Raw genomic sequence first — 18,172 nt, forward strand, 5'->3', positions numbered from 1 at the left:
GTCCGGTGCGTCTGCGCCGGTTCGGTGCACCGTCTTTCGCGGTTGACGCGCGGGTGGGCAGGTTTGCCGAGAGAATGTCGTGGGGACGAGAACGGGGGGAATGGGTGAGCGCCGTGCCGGTGTGCGGCGGCGAGGCGATGGGAGCGGTCGATGGGTGCGGTACCCAGATGGACGATCGTGTCCGTGGTCCTGGGTGTCATGGTCGGGTCGATGGGCGTCGTCGCCTGCGAGCCGGCGCCGCGCGAGTGTCCGCCGACCATCTCTCCCCTGCACGGCCCGGCCGGGGACTGCCTGCGGTTCGGTGTCAGCACCCCGAGCGGCCCGCTCCGCCCGGCCGAGGTCGCCGCGGTCACCGACCTCGTCGGGGTCCGGCCGACCGTCAACCTGTTCTTCGAGGACTTCACCGCGATCCCCCCGATCGCCGCACTCGACGCCGTGGTCGCCTCGGGTGCCGAACCGGTGGTCACCTGGGAGCCGTGGCGCCACCTCGGTGGTGACGACTACGACTGGGGCGCGTTCACGATGTCGTCGATCGTGGCCGGAGCCCACGACGACTACCTGTACCGCTGGGCCGACGAACTCGTCGCCTGGGGCGGGATCGTCTACCTCCGGTTCGCGCACGAGCCGAACGGCGACTGGTACCCGTGGAGCCCCGCCGGCGGGACCTCCCCCGAGCTGTACATCGCCGCGTGGCGCCATGTCCACGACCTCTTCGCGTCCAAGAACGCGACCAACGTGAAGTGGGTGTGGGCCCCGAATGTCCCCCTTTCCGACGACGCTCCGCTGTCACGCTGGTACCCGGGCGACACCTACGTCGACGTCCTGGGGATCGACGGCTACAACTGGGGCGCGGTGCCCGGCCACCGATGGACTCCGCCGGCGGAGTTGTTCGCCGATTCGTTTGCACAGCTTCGTAACTTGTCCTCCGAGAAACCGATACTCGTCACAGAGGTCGGGTCGACAGAAGCCGGTGGTTCCAAAGCCGACTGGATCGCCGACCTGGTGACCTACCTCGACGACGCCGACAACGTCACCGGCTTTGTCTGGTTCGACCACGACAAAGAAGCGGACTGGAGATTGGGCAGCACGGCAGCAGCGGGCGCCGCGATGGCGCACGCACTCGAGAAAGCGGGACTGAGGTGACCCTGGTGGACGCGCACATCGATGCCGACATCGAAGAGGCACGACTGCATTCGATGCAGCAGTTGAACGTACTCGACTCGCCCCCGGAGGATCGGTTCGCGCAGATCACCCGGATGGCGAAAGCCGTGTTCGGCGTACCGATGTCGACGGTGTCGCTGCTCGACCGAGACCGGCAGTGGTTCAAGGCGGTCGACGGCATCGAGCTGCAGAACCTGCCGCGGGAACAGACGGTGTGCCAGGTGACGGTCGCGCGCGCCTATGACCACCCCGACGATCCGGCGCTGATCATCCCCGACGTCTCGAAGGTCCCGGCCTTCGCCGCGATCCCGCAGATCGCCGCAGACGACGGAATCCGCTTCTACGCGGGATATCCGCTGTACGGCCCCGGCGGACATCCCGTGGGGACCTTCTGTCTGTACGACACCCGGCCGCGGGAACTCACCACCGATCAGGAGGCGGCGTTCCGCGAGCTCGCCGCATGGGCGCAGCGGGAGATCGCGAACAGCGACGACCTGGAACGCGCGGCACTGGTGCAGCGTCAATTGCTGCCGCCGCCTCTCGGAGTCGTTCCCGGCTGGTCGATCGCGGCGATGTGCCTGCCCGCCTTCGCCGTCGGCGGCGATTTCTACGATCACTACCCCTGGAGCGACGGCCTGGTGTTCACCGTCGCCGACGTCATGGGAAAGGGGCTCGGCGCGGCGATCCTCACGGCGACGGTCCGGTCGGCGATCCGAGCCGCATCCCGCGCACTCGACGCCGCCGGACATGCCGCGGCCGACGCCGACCTCGCGAAGGTGGTCGAGACGGTGGCCGATCAGCTCGCCGACGACTTCGCCGGCACCGAGACGTTCGCGACCGCGTTCCATGCACGCCTGCACACCGACGAGGGTCAGCTCGAATACGTGGACGCCGGCCATGGCCTGTCGATCGTCCGCCGGGCCGCCGGAGGTGTGGAGTCGCTCCCCGGGGGCGGTCTGCCGATCGGCATCCTGCGCGACGACACCTGGGACTCCGCCCGGGTCCACCTAGATCCCGGCGACATGGTCGTCATCACCTCCGACGGGCTGCTGGACCTCTTGCCGTCTGGTCACGAGTCGGCGTTGCAGGCACTGTTCGCCGACACCTCGACCCCGTCGGAGGTGTGCTCGATGGTGAGCGAACTGGTCGCCTCACGGCCGCCGATCGACGATGTGACCGTCGTGGCCATTCGTCGAGACGATGCGGGATGAGCGAGAGCGTCGAGGGTGCCACCCTCGCACGCACGGCCCCGTCGCCGTGGCTGCGGCTGGTGATCGTCGCCGCCGCGATCCTCGGGATCAACTACATCGTGTGGCGCTGGCTGGCCTCGGTGAACTGGGACGCCTGGTGGATCGCGGTTCCCCTGGTCGTCGCCGAGACCTACAGCCTGATCGACTCGTTGCTGTTCGGGCTGACGATGTGGCGGCTGCAACACCGCCCCGATCCGCCTCCCCCGCCCGAGGGCGCCACCGTCGATGTCTTCATCACCACCTACAACGAACCCCTGGATCTGGTGATGAAGACTGCGATCGCAGCGAAGGCGATCACCTACCCGCACACCACGTGGATCCTCGACGACGGTGATCGACCCGAGCTCGCCGAGGCCGCGGCCCAGGCAGGCATCGGGTACATCACGCGATCGTCGAACTGGCTCGACAAGCCGCGGCACGCCAAGGCCGGCAACCTGAACAACGCCCTGATGCAGACCGACGGCGAGTTCCTCCTCATCCTCGACGCCGATCAGATCCCCGAACCGCAGATCCTCGACCGCACGCTCGGCTACTTCCACGACGACAAGATGGCCCTCGTCCAGACGCCGCAGTATTTCGTGAACGTGCCGCCCGGGGACCCGCTCGGCAGCCAGGCTCCGCTGTTCTACGGGCCGATCCAGCAGGGCAAGGACGGGTGGAACGCCGCGTTCTTCTGCGGATCCAACGCCGTGCTGCGCCGGGAGGCGCTGATGCAGCTCGGCATCACCCAGTACGTCTCCGCCGTCTCCGACGGCATCGATCGCGCCCTGCGCACCGCGCGTTCTGTCCTCAAGTCGACGCGCAAGCAGGTCGGGAAAGACAACCCCACCGCCTCGGCCGCGCTCGACGCCGTCGACGAGGCCGTGAAAGACGCTCGCGCGCAGCTGAAGAAGAAAGAGCCACTGGCCGAGATCACCTATCGCTTCCAGGCGCGCGTCGACGAGGCGGCACGCGGGCTCGTCGACGCCGACGTCGAGGCCATGCGCGCCGACCTCGAGGCCATCGAGGCGCTCACCGAGCTGAGCGAGCAGGAAGCCGGTGCCGGCGCCGTCGACTACGACGCACTCGCGGTCCTCGCCGAGCGCGAGTGGTCGCCGCTCGGCGCCATCGAATCCATCCGCGCCATGGTCGCGGCGGTCGACGTCGGGCGATCCGACGAGGCCCAGCCCATGCTGCCCCTGGCCACCATCTCGGTGACCGAGGACATGGCGACCTGTATGCGGTTGCACGCCCTCGGCTGGAACTCCGCCTACCATCACGAGAATCTTGCCTTCGGCCTGGCGCCGGAGGACCTGAAAACCATGGTGACGCAACGGCTTAGGTGGGCGCAGGGCACGATCCAGGTAATGCTGCGGGAGAACCCGCTGGTACAGAAGGGCCTCACCCTCACCCAGCGACTCATGTACTGGGCGACGATGTGGAGCTACCTCGCCGGTTTCGCGGCCATCGCCTACATCGCGGCACCGGTGGTCTACCTGGTGCTGGGCATCCTGCCGGTCGAGGCCTACAGCTGGGACTTCTTCCTGCGGCTGATCCCGTTCCTGGTGGTCAACCAGATACTGTTCCTGGTGGTGGCACGAGGCACGCCGACGTGGCGCGGCCAGCAGTACAGCCTCGCTCTGTTCCCCGTCTGGATCAAGGCGTGCACCACCGCATTTCGCAACGTCTACATGAACCGTCCGCTCGGTTTCGCGGTGACCCCGAAGACCAAGCAGTCGCAGGATGCGTTGCCCTGGCACATCGTTCGGCCACAGCTGATCGCGATGGCGTTGCTCGTGGTGGCCTCGGTCATCGGTATCGTGCAGCTGTACCGGGGCGCCGTCTCCGTTCTCGGCGTCGGCGTGAACCTGTTCTGGGTAGTGTTCGATCTGGTGATCCTGAGCGTTGTCATCACCGCGGTGCGGTACCGCGGTCCCGATGAGGAAGGGCAGTGATGGCGAATTTCGCAACACGTAGCGTCGACGGCGGCGCCGTGGCGATCCGGCCCGAGGGCCGGCTCAACATGGTTGTCGCCCCGCGACTCCGAGACCAGTTGCACGAGTTGGTCGGGTCCGGTTCGGCCCGGATCGTCGTCGACCTGTCCGGCACCGACTTCATCGATTCCTCGGGCCTGGGCGCACTCGTCTCCGGGTTGAAGGTGGCACGCCAGGCCGGCGGCGACCTCCGGATCGCGGCCCCGACGCCGCAGGTGGTCACCGTCCTGGAGTTGACCAATCTCAATCGCGTTCTGCGCGTCCACCCGTCGGCCGACGACGCCTTCGACGGGGCCTGACGGGACCCGTCCCACTCACCCAGAGATCGAGGACCCGGCGATGACCGAGAACACCGCGACCCGCACCCTCGAGGAGATCACCTCGCTCGAGACCATGGACCACATCCACGCACTCCTCGCCGATCTCCTCGCGGAGTGCCCCATCGACGACATGGACGCGATGCAGTTCGAGCTCGCCGTGGCCGAGATCGGCGCCAACATCATCGAACACGCCGGGGACGGCGCAACCGTCACCCTGTGCCTCGAGCTGGAGGTCGCACCGGACCGGATCGAAGCCCGCTACTCCGACGACGGCAGTCCCGCCCGCGTCGATCTCGACGCCGTGAGCCTGCCCGACGACTTCGCCGAGCGTGGCCGCGGCCTGGCCATCGCGATCAACGTCCTCGACGAACTCGCCTATCGTCGTGCCGACGGCAAGAACCACTGGCGACTGGTCCGGAACCGTTCGGACTGAGTCGTAATCGGCTCAACCCCACGATCGTGCGTTCACGCCGCCGACTCGCGGGTCTCGGGCGCGGTTGCGACGACCGGCGCGTCGGCCGCGCGCCCCTGGGCGGGCGTGCCCCGATAAGTGACGACGCAGCGACTCAGGTCGAGTCCGACGGCCACGGCCGTCATCTCGAGATCGGAGCGACGTGAGCCGTCCGCCGACGGGTACTCGTTGGTCTTGATCTGACCGTGCGCGATCACCGGTCGACCCTTGGCGATCGCCAGGCCGACCCCGGTCAGCAGGCGCCGCCAGCAGCTGACCGTCAGGTACAACGTGGGTCCGTCCGACCACTCGCCGGTGTTCTTGTCGATCCGCCGCGAGGTGCACGCCACGCGGAAGGAGATCACGTCCTCCCCGGTGGTCGTCTGCCGCCGACGGGGATCGGACACTACGGTTCCGATGACGGTCGTGTACGTCTCAAACATGGTCGTCTCCTACGGTTGTCGGCCACGGGAAGGTGTGGCCGCACCAGCATCACCCGCAGCGGGGCCGTCAACCGTCGAGGCCGCACGACTGTGGAGAACTCGACGGGTTACCCACAGATCGCGATGCACCTGACGCTCGCCGCCCATACACTTCGCAGGGTGCGCATCCGAAGGCTCCTGGTAGGTCTCATCGCAGCGGCAACAATGCTGGTTGCCCCGCCCCTCGCAGGCGCTGCGCCGGTCGCTTCGCCGACATTGACCGGTCTGACCGAGGCGATCGCGGGCCGGCTCGCACTGGCCGACACCGTCGCCGCGACGAAATGGGCGTCCGGCGCGGCCATCGACGACCCGGCGCGCGAACAGGTGGTCCTCGACACCGTGTCGCAGCTGGCCACCGACCGCGGTCTCGACCCCGCCTACGTACGCGGTGTGTTCCGCGATCAGATCGAGGCTAGCAAGACCGTCCAACGCGGACTGTTTGCGCAGTGGCGGCTGCCTGGGCAGACTGCTCCACCTGCGACGTCCGATCTCGGTCCGGTCCGGACCGCGATCAACGAGTTCACCGTGGCCATCGTCGACCAGCTTGCCGCCGCAGGCGAACTCGTGACGAGCTTCCGGTGTCCCCCAGAGCTGATCACTGCGACCGGCCGCACCGCTGCCGATTTCGGCTTCGATCCCCTGCACACCGGCGCCTTGATCCAGGCCGGGTCGTCGGTCTGCACGGTGTCGACGGGGTCCGGCTGAGACCTGTTGCCGCTCAACCGCGCTTGTTGAGTTCCTTCAACATCTCGTTGTAGCTGCCGAGGTCCGCGTCGTGGTCGCGGTCCGCGTTGCGGTCGAAGCGTCGCGCCAGCTTCGTATCGCTGCGCTGCCACTGCACGAACAGCGCGAGCAGGACCACCACCAGGGGGATCTCGCCTGCGGCCCAGGCTATTCCGCCCCCGACACGTTGGTCGTCGAAGAGGCCGTAGTTCCACGGGAGATTGAGCCCGCGGTAGTAGGTCTCGGCGATGACCGCGGTCGTCATCATGAGGGCGATGCCGAAGAACGCGTGGAACGGAATCGAGGCCATCACGAGGCCCAGCTTTGCCACGGGTGACACCTGACGCGGGGCCGGGTCGATGCCGATCACCAGCCAGTAGAAGAGGTAGCCGCTGATCAGGAAGTGCAGATTCATCAACAGGTGCGCCGCGTGGTACTGGACCACGGACTCGTACAGACCGCCGAGATAAAGAACGTAGAAGCTGCCGACGAACATGACCGCGGCGATCAGCGGATGCGTCAGGATCCGGGACGGCGCCGAGTGCACGCCCAGCTGAATCCACTCGCGCGGGCCCGGCGGATTGCCCCGACCGGCCGGCGGCAGTGCCCGCAGGGCGAGCGTGACCGGGCCACCGAGCACCAGCAGGACCGGCACCATCATCGACAGCAGCATGTGCGCGATCATGTGGATGCTGAACATCGCCGGGGCGTAGCGGCCCAATCCCGATGACGTCGCCAGCAACAGCAGCAGACACCCGAGGAGCCACGCGACGGTGCGACCGACCGGCCAGGCATCACCCCGGCGCCTCAGGCGGATGACTCCCCGGAGATACACGACGGCGAGCACGATCGCCGCGAGCCCGAAGATCAGGTCGAAGCGCCACTCGGTGAGAAGGCGGACGAACGTCGGCGGCCCGTCGAGGTCGTAACCGATCGCGTTCTCGGTCGCCGAGATCTGGGTGGTGTCGACGAGCGGAGGCGGTGTGCGACTCAGGCCGACGGCCAGGCCGAAGGTCGCGGCGAACACGGCGAGTTCGACCAGTCCGAAGCGGACGAACAGCGACGGCTTGTCGTCGGCGTCCAGTTGGGCGATGGTGACGCGGCGATGCCACGCGCCGAGTCCGCCGAGCACGACCAGGGCCACCACCTTGGCCACGACCAGACGGCCGTAGGTGTCGGTGAACAGGTCGCCGAGCGGCACCCGCACCAGGGCGTTGACGACACCGCTGGCGCCCACGACGAGGATGCACCAGAACGCGACGCGCGAGAACCGCCGAACCGCCAGGGCACGCCATCGTCCGTCGGCGAGGGCGTAGACCACGACCGCGGCGAGACCGCCGAGCCACAGGGTCGCGCCGATGATGTGCAGGATCAGGCTGTTGGTGGCGACGTCGTGGTTGCCACCCGACGAGGAGTGGCCCGCGAGCGCGGACGGCATCAGGCTGAACACGGAGAACGCGATGACCGCGATCGTGGGGCCCCAGTGCAGGGTCACCCGAGCGATGATGGCCGCGACCAGTGCGAACACCGCGGTCCAGAACCAGGTGCGCACCTCCGCGACCTGGCCGTAGGCGGTCAGCAGGTTCGCCGGGCGGATCGCCTCTGCCAGCGGCGCCCCACTGACCTCCGACGCCGAGAACGGCATCAACAGCAGAGCGGAGACCGACCACGTCAGCGCGCTCGCCGCCGCGATCCGGATGGCGCGGTAACCCCCGACGTCGAGGACGCCGCTCGCCTGGGGCGGCACGAAGAACGCGGCGAACACGGCCGACCCGAGCGCGATCGCCGCGGCGAACTCGCCGATCGCGGTCAGCGCAGGTGCGCCGTAGGTGGTCAGCGGCCCCGGATCGGGCACACCGGTCAGCCGGAGCGCCGACGCCGCGGAGATCGCGGTGACGGCGACGGCGACGATCGCGGCGAGCCAACCCGATGCCCACAGGATCGCGGTGACGACGCCGCGCGGTTCGTTCATCGCGTCGCGATGCTGCTCCGCGGAGGCGGGCGTCGACGTGCGGGTCATTCTCCAACTGTAGGACCGGCGACTGACGTGATCCCAATTCGACCTGGCCCGCCGTGGCGCACGGCATAGCGACGACGGTGTCGTAGACTCTCTCTGCCCGGCCGCTCGTGCGCCACGTCACGCTCGCCGGTCAGCCTCCGTAGCTCAGGTGGATAGAGCAAGGGCCTTCTAATCCCTAGGTCGCAGGTTCGAGTCCTGCCGGGGGCACGTCATGTGCCTGTCGCCGACCGCTCGAAGTGGATCGGGAACCGTTCGGGGCACGCCGTGCGTCATAGTCCTGCCCCACACCTCGGTGGGTCGCGACTCCCTGGAGGATCATGACGCTCCCCCGCTCTCTGTCCGGTTTTCCGCCCCTCTCATCTGGTCGACGAGACCAGAAGGGTTCAGAAGCATCGCTGTTCGGTGTCGATCCCGCCGAGGTCGAGGGCATCGCGCGCACCTGGCGGGCCGCCGCGATCGCGATCCACGCCGCGGATGTCGAGGCCGTCGGAGCGGCGCTCGGACCCTCGAGTCGCGTCGTGCGTGCCCTCGCCGCCACGATCGGACCCGCACGGCTGGCGGTGGACTCCATCGGTGAACGCCTGATGACGATGAGCCAGATGCTGCGGGCGTTCGACGCGACGACGGCAGACGCCGACGCGCGGTCGGGCACCCGGTTCCGCTCGCTTCGGAACCGCTGATGCGACCCACCCTCTCGCAGTTGCGCGCGTGGGATCCGCAGTCGATCGCCGCCGCCGGGTCCGCTGCCTCGACGCTCGCCGAGCGCATCGACACCGGCATCGGTCGGGCGGTGCGTGCCTTCGACAACGCCTCGAGGTGGTCGGGCGGCACGCACGATGCTGCGCACCAAGCCATCTGGGCGGAACACGATCATGCCGGCGAGGTCCGCAACGTGGTGCAGATGATCGCCGACGAGGCCACCGATGCCGCCGCCGACCTCGGCTACGCCCGCGACTTCGCACTTGGTGTCGTCCGGGGCGCCGAGGGGCTGGGCTTCACCGTCTTCGACGACGGCGAGGTGACACATCCAGAGCACGAATTCGACGGTCAGGCCGCCCTTCTCGCGGAATCCATCGCCGAGGCTCTCGACACCGTCGACGCCCTCGACGAGCGCTACGGTGCACGACTCGAGAACTTCGCGGCCGACCTCGCGTCGATGACGGCAGGTCAACCCGACGTCACACTGCCCGGGGACGCCGAGATGGACGCGGATCAGGCCGTCCGCATGCTGGAGACGCTCACGCCGACCCAGGTCCGCGACATCATCCAACAGATGGGTGCCGACGACGTCCGACGTCTGATGCAGGCGAACCCACACGTCGTCGGGAACCTACCGGGCGTCCCGTTCGCGATCCGCGCCCAGGCCAACGAGATCAACATCCGCAACGCGCTTCTCGACGAGATGGCGGCCGGTCGCGGGCACGGCCGAAGAGCTCGGACCCTGCGCGGACTCCTCGAGCCCAGCCCCGACCCGATCGCCGACGAGACACCCCGCGGCGACGACGGACTCGTCGAGCGGACCTTCATCACCTTCGTCAACACCCCGCGCGGACGACTGGTCGAGATGATCGGATCGTTGCGGCCCGGTACCCCGAACACGGCGACCTACGTGCCCGGGACCGGCACGAACCTCGACACCGTGGTCGGCCACAACCGCACGGCCGCAGCCGAACTCGCGGCACGCACCGGCGGCCCGGTGTTCCTCTACCTCGACGGCGACCTCCCGCCCGACCTCCGCTCGGCGGCGAGTCCGAGCTTTGCCGCAGCCATGGCGCACCGCCTGGAGCTGTTCGGTCGCGAACTCGACGCCGAGATCGCGCATCTCGCACCCGGCGCGACCACCACCTACATCGGCCACAGCTACGGCGGGTCGGTCGTGGGCTCGGCCGAACAACTCGGTTTGTCTCCCGACCGCGTCATCTACGCGTCGTCGGCGGGCACCGGCATCTACGACACCCCGCATCCCGGCGGCGTGGATCGATACTCGCTGACCTTCCCGGGCGACCCGATCCACTACGTCCAGTCCTTTCCCGGAAACCCCCATGGCCATGACCCCGACACCGCGCCCGGCGTGATCAGGCTCGACACCGGCACAGTCGACCTCGACGAGCGCACATTCGACGCAGATCGACGCAGGGTCGACGGTGGTCTGGTCACCCACGGTGCCTATTGGAACGACCCGGAATCCACGGCCTTCCAGAACATGGTGAAGGTCATCGTCGGCGCCGAACCCGACCTCTACGTCCCTCGCAAGCCCGACGTCGCCGAACTCCCGCCACCGGTCGGCGCACCCGCTCCCCTGTGGTGGCTCTATCTGTTCAACGATCGCGCCGACGGGGACATCGACCTGCCGGGGCCGATTCCCGACATCCCGCTACGGCTGCCGTGGTGAGCCGCGACTCGAACACACGCCAGGCTTTCGAGTAGTCGTCTGTTTTATCCCGGTCCCCTCGCGACCGTCCACCTGCGAACCTCAACTCGACTCCTGGACCTCGATCGAAGTCGATCAGTCGAGTTGGGGTTCGTCGGTCGGACACCTATGCGTCGCCGTGGTGAGTGCCCGTCCGGCCGACATCCACCGTCCCCCGCCACCCGCCGATGAGGCGCATGGAGTGATAGATGACCAGTGCCGCGACCGAGCCCAGCGAGATGCCGGCGAACACGAGGTCGCCGACCTGCCAGGTGTAGTCGGCGATGCCGATGATGAGCGGGATCGCCGCGGTGAACTGATTGATCGGTTTGGAGAAATCGACCTTGTTCGCCACCCAGATCTGGACGCCGATGACACCGACCAGACCGTAGAGCGCGGTCGTGACACCGCCGAGCACGCCAGGCGGGATCGCGGCGATCACGGCGCCGACCTTGGGCGACAGTCCGAGCAGGATCGCCGCGCCGCCGGCCACCCAATAGGCTGCTGTCGAGTACACCTTGGTCGCCGACATCACGCCGATGTTCTCGGCGTAGGTCGTCGTGGCCGACCCGCCGCCGCTGCCGGCCAGCATGGTGGCCACTCCGTCCGCGGCCAGCGCCCGACCCATGGTCGCGTCGTAGTCCTTCCCGGTCATCATCGCGACCGACTTCACGTGGCCGATGTTCTCGACGACGAGCACCAGCACCACGGGGAGGAACAACGGCAGGACACCCAGGTCGAACGTGGGCGTCTGGAAGTCGGGCAGTCCGATCCAGGCGGCGTCGCCGATGGCGGAGGTGTCGATGTAGTCGTTGTCGCTGTCGATCCGGTCGAGGATCAGCGCGAGGACATAGCCGGCCACGACGCTCAAGAAGATCGCCAGGCGACCGAGCAGCCCGCGGAACAGCACCGCGGATGCCACCAGCAGCACCAGCACGATCGTCGCCAGGACGGGATCGGCGACGAAGTTGTTCTTGGCCGCCGGCGCCAGATTGAGCCCGATCAAGGCGACGATCGCGCCGGTCACGACGGGTGGCATCAGGGTCTCGATCCACCGAACACCCGCGAAATGGCTGATGAGCCCGATGACGACGAGCAGTGCGCCGACCGCCACGAGTCCCCCGAGCGCCGACGACGCCCCGTCGGAGGCGACGGCGGCCGTCACCGGCGCGATGATGGCGAAACTCGAACCCAGGTAACTGGGCAGGCGGTTGCGGGTGATCAGCAGGAACAGGATCGTGCCGACGCCGGAGAAGAACAGCGTCGTCGACGGTGGGAATCCGGTCAGCACCGGGACGAGGAAGGTCGCGCCGAACATGGCGACCACGTGCTGCAGGCCGATGCTGACCGTCCGCGGCCAGGTCAGCCGTTCCTCCGGTGCCACGACCGCGTTGTCGGTCAGCTTCCAGGACAGCAGATTCCGAGACCTCGTCTCCGGTTCACCCATGCCGAACAGTGTGCGGCACGGATGCTGACGACGCCTCACTTCGGGTCCTCCTGGGTCGGCGTCGCCGCCGCCCGATATGCAACTCGACTCATATACACCTTGTTGCATAGTGCGTTGTTGCAGTGGTAGCTTGCTCTCATGGCGCTCGAACACGCGATTCTGGTGTCGCTGGCCGAGCGACCGGGAACGGGCTATGAGATCGGTCAACAATTCGACCGCAGCATTGGCTACTTCTGGTCAGCCACGCACCAGCAGATCTACCGGACGCTGAAGAAGCTCCTCGACGACGAACTGGTCAGCGTCGAGTCGATCAGTCAGGACGGCCGTCCGGACAAGAAGGTCTACACGATCTCCGATGCCGGGCGCGACGCCCTGGCCGACTGGGCGATGAGTCCGACCCCACTGCAACCGCTCCGCAGCGACATCGGCGTGAAGCTGCGGGCCGCGGAGTTCGGCGACCTCGCCGCCATCATCGGCGAACTCAAGGCCCACCGCGACGAGCACCTCGCGCAACTGAAGCTCTACACCGGCTTCCAGGCCGACTACTACCCCGATCCCGACACGCTCACCGGCCGCAAGCTGCACCAGTACCTCGTCCTCCGCGGCGGCATCCGCCAGGAGCAGGGATACATCGAATGGTGCGACGAGGTCATCCACGGACTCGAACGGGAATTGACCGAGAGCTGAGTTAGCCAGTCCCGCAACACCTTCGATACCGCCAATCCGTCCACCCAGGTTCACCGAGATGAAAGGTCGCGCCATGTCAGCCCCGACGGCACAACCGAACCAGCACTATCCGCACCTGTTCACGCCCCTGCAGATCGGCGGCATGACCATCGAGAACCGACTGGTCATGGGTTCGATGCACACCGGTCTCGAGGACCGGTTCTGGGACACCGACAAGCTGGCCGCGTACTTCGCCGAACGCGCCAAAGGCGGTGCGGGACTGATCATCACCGGCGGCTTCGGCACCAGCCGGACGGGTTTGCTCGCCTTCGCCGGCGGCAAGATGACCAACGTCGTCGACATGACCCGCCACAAGCGCGTGACCAAGGCCGTGCACGACGAGGGCGGCAAGATCGCGATGCAGCTGATCCACGCCGGCCGCTACGGATACACGCCGTTCAAGGTCGCTCCCGGCACCGATCCGTCGCCGATCCACCCCTTCAAGCATCTGAAGATGACCGAGCCGATCATCCGCCACGTCATCAGGTCGTTCGGGCAGTCCGCCAAGCTGGCACGCAAGGCCGGCTTCGACGCCATCGAGATCATGGGCGGCGAGGGCTACCTCATCAACCAGTTCCTCTGCCCCCACACCAACGACCGCACCGACAAATGGGGCGGCAACACCGAGAACCGCCAGCGTTTCCTGGTCGAGGTCATCAAGGAGATCCGCCGTCAAGTCCCCCGCGACTACCCGGTGATCCTGCGTCAGTCGATCGCCGACCTGATCCGCAAGGGACAGACCTGGGACGAGGTCGCGCTGATGGCTCGCAAGGCCGAGCAGTACGGCGTCGACGCCATCAACACCGATATCGGCTGGCACGAGGCCCAGGTTCCCACCATCGTCACCTCGGTGCCGCGCGGCGCGTTCGTGAAGTTCACCGAACGGCTCCGCGACGAGGTCTCGATCCCGCTGATCGCGGCCAACCGCATCAACACCCCGGAACTCGGCGAGGAGATCCTCGCGAACGGACGCGTCGACGCCATCCAGATGGCCCGGCCGTTCCTCGCCGATCCCCACCTGGCGAACAAGGCCCGCGAGGGTCGCTCCGACGAGATCAACACCTGCATCGGCTGCAACCAGGCCTGCCTCGACCACGCCTTCGTCGGCAAACACGTGTCGTGCCTGGTGAACCCGATCGCGGGACGCGAGACCACGCTCATCCTGGGTCCGACACGAAAGGCCAAGCGCCTCGCCGTGATCGGCGCGGGCCCGGCCGGCCTGTCGGCAGCCGTCGCCGGCGCCAAGCGAGGCCACAAGGTCACCCTGTTCGAGGGCGGCGACTCCATCGGCGGCCAGTTCTCCATCGCCGCACGCATTCCAGGCAAGGAGGAGTTCAGCGAGACGATCCGCTACTTCACCCGTCAGATCGAGGTGCTCGGTATCGAGGTCCGGCTGAACACCCGCGCCGACGCCGAGCAGATCATCGCCGAGAAGTTCGACGACGTGATCGTCGCGACCGGCGTCGTGCCGCGCATCCCGAGCTTCCCCGGCGTCGATCACCCGATGGCGATGTCGTACGCCGACGCCGTGCTCGGACATCGGGAGATCGGCAAGCGTGTGGCCGTGATCGGTGCCGGCGGCATCGGTTTCGACGTCAGCGAGTTCCTCACCACCGACGAGTCGCCGACGGTGAATCTCAAAGAGTGGGAACAGGAATGGGGCGTGACGGAGGATCCGGAGAAGCCCGGCTTCGTCACCAAGCCGCGGCCGCTTCCGCCGGTGCGTCAGGTCTACCTGGTCCAGCGCAAGGTCGGTAAGCAGGGCAAGTCCCTCGGCAAGACCACCGGATGGGTCCATCGCGCGACGATGAAGATGAAGGGCGTCGAGCAGATCAGCGGCGCCACCTACGACAAGATCGACGACCAGGGGCTGCATCTGAGCTTCCGCGACGACGAGGGCAACGTCACCGACACCCGCGTGCTCGAGGTCGACAACGTGGTGATCTGCGCGGGCCAGGAGTCGGTACGCGATCTGGTCGATCCGTTGACGCTGGCCGGGGTCACGACGCATGTGATCGGCGGGGCCGATTACGCCGGCGAGCTCGACGCCAAGCGCGCGATCCGGCAGGGCACCGAGGTCGCCGCCGGCATCGACTGACGCTCGGTCTCGGCGCGAGAGGCGGCGGCTACCATTGCGACATGCCGGTACCGCCGCCCTCCGCCACCGCCCGTGCCGTCGTCACCGGGGCCTCGTCCGGAATCGGACGGGAACTCGCACGCGCGCTGGCCGCCCGGGGTCATTCGGTCATCCTCGTCGCCCGCCGGGGCGACCTTCTCGAGGAACTCGCCGGCGAACTCCGCACGGCACACGAGGTCTCGGTCGAGGTCCGCGCGGTCGACCTGTCGGACCCGACGAAGGTGGAAGTGCTCGCCGCCGAGTTCGCCGGCCGCGACATCTCGATCCTCTGCAACAACGCGGGCATCGCGACCTTCGGACCGGTCGCCGACCTCGACGCCGACTACGAACGCGCGCAGGTCCGCCTCAACGTCAACGCGGTCCACGACCTCACCCTGGCGGTGCTCCCGCAGATGGTCAGGCGCGGCTCGGGCGGCATCCTGATGGTCGGGTCAGCCGCCGGAAACATGCCGATTCCCAACAACGCGACGTACGCGGCATCGAAAGCCTTCGTGAACAGCTTCAGCGAGTCCCTGCGCGGCGAGGTGTCCGGGCAGGGCGTGCACGTCACCCTGCTCGCGCCCGGCCCGGTGCGCACGCACACTCCCACCCCGGACGAGGCGTCCATCGTCGACAAGGTCGTCCCGGACTTCCTGTGGCACTCCTCGGCCAAGGTCGCCGAGATGAGTCTGGACGCGTTGGCGCACAACAAGATGCGCGTCGTGCCCGGCACCCTGTCCAAGGCGATGTCGGTGGCCGGCGGGTACACACCGCGCGGGGTGGTGGCCCCGATCGTCGGCGGCTTCTACCGCAAGTTCAGCGCAGAGTAGGAGTCGTCTAGACCGCCGTTCAGCGCCGGCGGCGACGCCCCGTTCCGAAGATCGCGCGACTGAACTCACGTCCGGCCGCGCTGGCCGCCGATCGCAGGAAACTCTGCATCGGCTTGCTCGTGAGCACCTCGGTCAGCAGCCCCGGCTCCTCCGGCATCGGCTCCGGGGCCGGCGTCGGCGGCACGGGTGCCGGTGCGTCGGCGGGCTCCCCCGGTGCGAGGGTGTTGGCGGCCAGGATCTCGTACGCCGACTCGCGGTCGATGGGCGTGCCGTACTTCGCGTACAACGGCCCGGCTTTCGCCGCCGAGGTGACGGCGTCGGCGCCGATGGCCTCCATCGCCGACCGGGGCGCTCGGACCACCGTCCACGCGACCGGGGTCGGCGCACCGCGCTCGGACAGCACCGTCACGACCGCCTCGCCCGTACCGAGAGAGGTCAGCACCTGCTCGAGGTCGTAGACCTCCGACACGGGGTAGGTCTTGACCGTCGTACGCAGCGCCTTCTGGTCGTCGGGGGTGAAGGCCCGCAGCGCGTGCTGGATCCGGGCACCCAGCTGGGACAACACTTCTTTCGGGATGTCCGTCGGCAGCTGGGAGCAGAAGAACACGCCGACGCCCTTCGACCGGATCAGTTTCACCGTCTGGACGACCTGGTCCACAAAGGCTTTCGACGCGTCGTCGAACAGCAGATGCGATTCGTCGAAGATGAAGACCAGCTTCGGTTTGTCGAGGTCGCCCACCTCCGGCAGGAACTCGAACAGATCGGCCAGAATCCACATGAGGAAGGTCGAGAAGAGCGCGGGGCGGGCCGCCTGGGTACCGAGCTCGAACAACGTGATGATGCCGCGTCCGTCGGGCGTCGTCCGGATGAGGTCGGCGGGATCGATCTCGGGTTCGCCGAAGAACGTGTCACCGCCGTCGGCCTCGAGATTCGACAGCGCCCGCAGGATCACGCCGGCGGTCTGCCGCGACACCCCGCCGATCCCCTTCAGATCGGCCTTGCCCTCGTCGCTGGTGAGGAAGGCGATGACCGACCGCAGATCCTTCAGATCGAGAAGCGGCAAGGCCTTCTTGTCCGCCCAGTGGAAGATGAGGCCCAGCGTCGACTCCTGGGTGGCGTTGAGCCCCAACACCTTACTGAGCAGGATCGGCCCGAACGAGGTGATGGTCGCACGGATCGGTACCCCGATTCCCTCCGAACCCAGCGACCCGAACTCGACCGGGTGCGCTGCCGGTTGCCAGTCGTCGCCGGTCTGGTGGGAGCGTTCGGCGATCTTGTCGTTGCCCACGCCCGCTCGGCTGAGTCCGGACAGGTCGCCCTTGATGTCGGCCATGACGACAGGAACGCCGTTGCTCGACAGTTGCTCGGCGATCAGCTGCAGCGTCTTGGTCTTTCCCGTCCCGGTCGCGCCGGCGACGAGACCGTGCCGGTTCATCATCGACAGCGGGATTCGGACCTTCGCCGCGGGATCCACCTGCCCCGCCACCGAGACGGCGCCCAGTTCGAGTGCGGCGGTGCTGAACGCGTATCCGGCGGCGATGTGCTGCGCCGGACTGGAGGCTTCGGTCACAAGCACACGATAGACCTCGGGGGCCGATGTCCCACGGATTCGCGCGCGAGGTTGGCTAAGGTTGTCGGGTGCAGGACAAACTGGTGTGGATCGACTGCGAGATGACCGGACTCCGACTCGAGTCGGACAAACTCATCGAGATCGCGGCCCTGGTGACCGACGGCGACCTCAACATCCTCGGCGACGGTGTCGATGTCGTGATCCACGCCGACGACGAGGCGCTGGCGTCGATGCCCGACGTGGTGACCAAGATGCATGAGGCCTCGGGTCTCACCGAGGAGGTGCGGGCGTCCACCGTCACCCTCGCCGAAGCCGAGAAGCTGGTGCTCGACTACATCCGCAAGCATGTGACCACCGCCGGCGCGGTCCCCCTCGCGGGCAACTCGATCGGTACCGACCGTGGATTCATCACGCGGGACATGCCCGAACTCGACGCCTACCTGCACTACCGCATGGTCGACGTCAGCTCGATCAAGGAATTGTGCCGGCGCTGGTACCCCAAGGTCTATTTCGGCCAGCCCGAGAAGGGGCTCGCGCACCGGGCCCTCGCGGACATCCGCGAGTCGATCCGGGAACTCCGCTACTACCGCGCCGCGGCGTTCGTGCCCGCCCCCGGCCCGGACACCGATGCCCTCGCCGAGATCGTCAAGGACCTCGGCCCCGCCTGAACACGCAGGTCGGGTAACCGATTGG

The 18,172-nt window shown here is 67.7% G+C and carries 16 protein-coding genes and 1 tRNA gene; 13 read left to right on the forward strand and 4 right to left on the reverse strand.

Annotated features, from left to right (window positions below; genetic code table 11):
- Window positions 1-150 precede the first annotated feature (150 nt).
- From JW364_RS04400 to JW364_RS04420, 5 genes are read left to right on the forward strand one after another with little or no spacing between them, the layout of a single operon-like run.
- Complete coding sequence (locus JW364_RS04400) at window positions 151-1,143, forward strand: glycoside hydrolase family 26 protein (RefSeq protein WP_068972485.1); 993 nt, start codon at window positions 151-153, stop codon at window positions 1,141-1,143.
- Entirely contained in the window at window positions 1,140-2,372 is a 1,233-nt protein-coding gene (locus tag JW364_RS04405; RefSeq protein ID WP_068972486.1) for a PP2C family protein-serine/threonine phosphatase, read from the forward strand. The genes JW364_RS04400 and JW364_RS04405 overlap by 4 nt, the downstream gene beginning before the upstream one ends.
- Complete coding sequence (locus JW364_RS04410) at window positions 2,369-4,345, forward strand: glycosyltransferase family 2 protein (RefSeq protein ID WP_068972487.1); 1,977 nt, start codon at window positions 2,369-2,371, stop codon at window positions 4,343-4,345. The genes JW364_RS04405 and JW364_RS04410 overlap by 4 nt, the downstream gene beginning before the upstream one ends.
- Window positions 4,345-4,683 (forward strand): STAS domain-containing protein, encoded by a 339-nt coding sequence (locus JW364_RS04415; RefSeq protein WP_058250027.1) that lies wholly within the window; start codon window positions 4,345-4,347, stop codon window positions 4,681-4,683. The genes JW364_RS04410 and JW364_RS04415 overlap by 1 nt, the downstream gene beginning before the upstream one ends.
- Before the next feature lie 40 nt (window positions 4,684-4,723).
- Window positions 4,724-5,137, forward strand: coding sequence for an ATP-binding protein (locus tag JW364_RS04420; RefSeq protein ID WP_058250026.1), 414 nt, complete (start codon window positions 4,724-4,726; stop codon window positions 5,135-5,137).
- Between the two features lie 32 nt (window positions 5,138-5,169).
- On the opposite strand, the gene JW364_RS04425 is transcribed toward JW364_RS04420, so the two are convergent.
- Window positions 5,170-5,598 (reverse strand): single-stranded DNA-binding protein, encoded by a 429-nt coding sequence (locus JW364_RS04425; RefSeq protein WP_058250025.1) that lies wholly within the window; start codon window positions 5,596-5,598, stop codon window positions 5,170-5,172.
- A 159-nt stretch (window positions 5,599-5,757) separates the two neighbouring features.
- Between JW364_RS04425 and JW364_RS04430 the strand changes: the two genes are divergently transcribed.
- Entirely contained in the window at window positions 5,758-6,342 is a 585-nt protein-coding gene (locus JW364_RS04430) for a chorismate mutase (RefSeq protein ID WP_068972493.1), read from the forward strand.
- 13 nt (window positions 6,343-6,355) lie between these two features.
- On the opposite strand, the gene JW364_RS04435 is transcribed toward JW364_RS04430, so the two are convergent.
- Complete coding sequence (locus JW364_RS04435; RefSeq protein WP_205333123.1) at window positions 6,356-8,380, reverse strand: cytochrome c oxidase assembly protein; 2,025 nt, start codon at window positions 8,378-8,380, stop codon at window positions 6,356-6,358.
- Between the two features lie 133 nt (window positions 8,381-8,513).
- Here JW364_RS04435 and JW364_RS04440 point away from each other — a divergent pair.
- The 3 genes from JW364_RS04440 (at window position 8,514) to JW364_RS04450 (ending at window position 10,772) form a co-directional block, all read left to right on the forward strand.
- A tRNA-Arg gene (locus JW364_RS04440) sits at window positions 8,514-8,587 on the forward strand.
- 110 nt (window positions 8,588-8,697) lie between these two features.
- Complete coding sequence (locus JW364_RS04445; RefSeq protein WP_058250023.1) at window positions 8,698-9,060, forward strand: hypothetical protein; 363 nt, start codon at window positions 8,698-8,700, stop codon at window positions 9,058-9,060.
- A complete protein-coding gene (locus JW364_RS04450; protein ID WP_068972488.1) occupies window positions 9,060-10,772 on the forward strand; it encodes an alpha/beta hydrolase in 1,713 nt (570 codons plus the stop codon). Before JW364_RS04445 ends, JW364_RS04450 begins: the two co-directional genes overlap by 1 nt.
- A gap of 145 nt (window positions 10,773-10,917) precedes the next feature.
- Here the strand turns inward: JW364_RS04450 and JW364_RS04455 are convergent, their stop codons facing one another.
- Window positions 10,918-12,237 (reverse strand): uracil-xanthine permease family protein, encoded by a 1,320-nt coding sequence (locus tag JW364_RS04455; RefSeq protein WP_068972489.1) that lies wholly within the window; start codon window positions 12,235-12,237, stop codon window positions 10,918-10,920.
- 138 nt (window positions 12,238-12,375) lie between these two features.
- Between JW364_RS04455 and JW364_RS04460 the strand changes: the two genes are divergently transcribed.
- From JW364_RS04460 to cmrA, 3 genes are all read left to right on the forward strand, one after another.
- Window positions 12,376-12,924 (forward strand): PadR family transcriptional regulator, encoded by a 549-nt coding sequence (locus JW364_RS04460; RefSeq protein ID WP_058250020.1) that lies wholly within the window; start codon window positions 12,376-12,378, stop codon window positions 12,922-12,924.
- A gap of 73 nt (window positions 12,925-12,997) precedes the next feature.
- Entirely contained in the window at window positions 12,998-15,061 is a 2,064-nt protein-coding gene (locus JW364_RS04465) for an NADPH-dependent 2,4-dienoyl-CoA reductase (RefSeq protein WP_068972494.1), read from the forward strand.
- 41 nt (window positions 15,062-15,102) lie between these two features.
- On the forward strand, window positions 15,103-15,909 hold the full coding sequence (gene cmrA / locus JW364_RS04470; RefSeq protein WP_058250019.1) for a mycolate reductase: 807 nt from the start codon (window positions 15,103-15,105) through the stop codon (window positions 15,907-15,909).
- A gap of 19 nt (window positions 15,910-15,928) precedes the next feature.
- Here the strand turns inward: cmrA and JW364_RS04475 are convergent, their stop codons facing one another.
- A complete protein-coding gene (locus JW364_RS04475; RefSeq protein WP_374100787.1) occupies window positions 15,929-17,485 on the reverse strand; it encodes a helicase HerA-like domain-containing protein in 1,557 nt (518 codons plus the stop codon).
- A gap of 62 nt (window positions 17,486-17,547) precedes the next feature.
- On the opposite strand from JW364_RS04475, the gene orn reads away from it, so the two are divergent.
- The gene (gene orn / locus JW364_RS04480) at window positions 17,548-18,147 is read left to right on the forward strand and encodes an oligoribonuclease (protein WP_068972491.1); all 600 of its coding nucleotides are present in this window, start codon (window positions 17,548-17,550) and stop codon (window positions 18,145-18,147) included.
- Window positions 18,148-18,172 lie beyond the last annotated feature (25 nt).

The sequence above is a fragment of the Gordonia sp. BP-119 genome (assembly GCF_016924115.1).
GTDB lineage: Bacteria > Actinomycetota > Actinomycetes > Mycobacteriales > Mycobacteriaceae > Gordonia > Gordonia hongkongensis.

Coding starts and splice junctions, on each gene's coding strand:
- JW364_RS04400 (WP_068972485.1), top strand. CDS start 151: ATGGGTGCGGTACCCAGATGGACGATCGTGTCCGTGGTCCTGGGTGTC.
- JW364_RS04410 (WP_068972487.1), top strand. CDS start 2,369: ATGAGCGAGAGCGTCGAGGGTGCCACCCTCGCACGCACGGCCCCGTCG.
- JW364_RS04415 (WP_058250027.1), top strand. CDS start 4,345: ATGGCGAATTTCGCAACACGTAGCGTCGACGGCGGCGCCGTGGCGATC.
- JW364_RS04420 (WP_058250026.1), top strand. CDS start 4,724: ATGACCGAGAACACCGCGACCCGCACCCTCGAGGAGATCACCTCGCTC.
- JW364_RS04425 (WP_058250025.1), bottom strand. CDS start 5,598: ATGTTTGAGACGTACACGACCGTCATCGGAACCGTAGTGTCCGATCCC.
- JW364_RS04435 (WP_205333123.1), bottom strand. CDS start 8,380: ATGACCCGCACGTCGACGCCCGCCTCCGCGGAGCAGCATCGCGACGCG.
- JW364_RS04445 (WP_058250023.1), top strand. CDS start 8,698: ATGACGCTCCCCCGCTCTCTGTCCGGTTTTCCGCCCCTCTCATCTGGT.
- JW364_RS04450 (WP_068972488.1), top strand. CDS start 9,060: ATGCGACCCACCCTCTCGCAGTTGCGCGCGTGGGATCCGCAGTCGATC.
- JW364_RS04455 (WP_068972489.1), bottom strand. CDS start 12,237: ATGGGTGAACCGGAGACGAGGTCTCGGAATCTGCTGTCCTGGAAGCTG.
- JW364_RS04460 (WP_058250020.1), top strand. CDS start 12,376: ATGGCGCTCGAACACGCGATTCTGGTGTCGCTGGCCGAGCGACCGGGA.
- JW364_RS04465 (WP_068972494.1), top strand. CDS start 12,998: ATGTCAGCCCCGACGGCACAACCGAACCAGCACTATCCGCACCTGTTC.
- cmrA (WP_058250019.1), top strand. CDS start 15,103: ATGCCGGTACCGCCGCCCTCCGCCACCGCCCGTGCCGTCGTCACCGGG.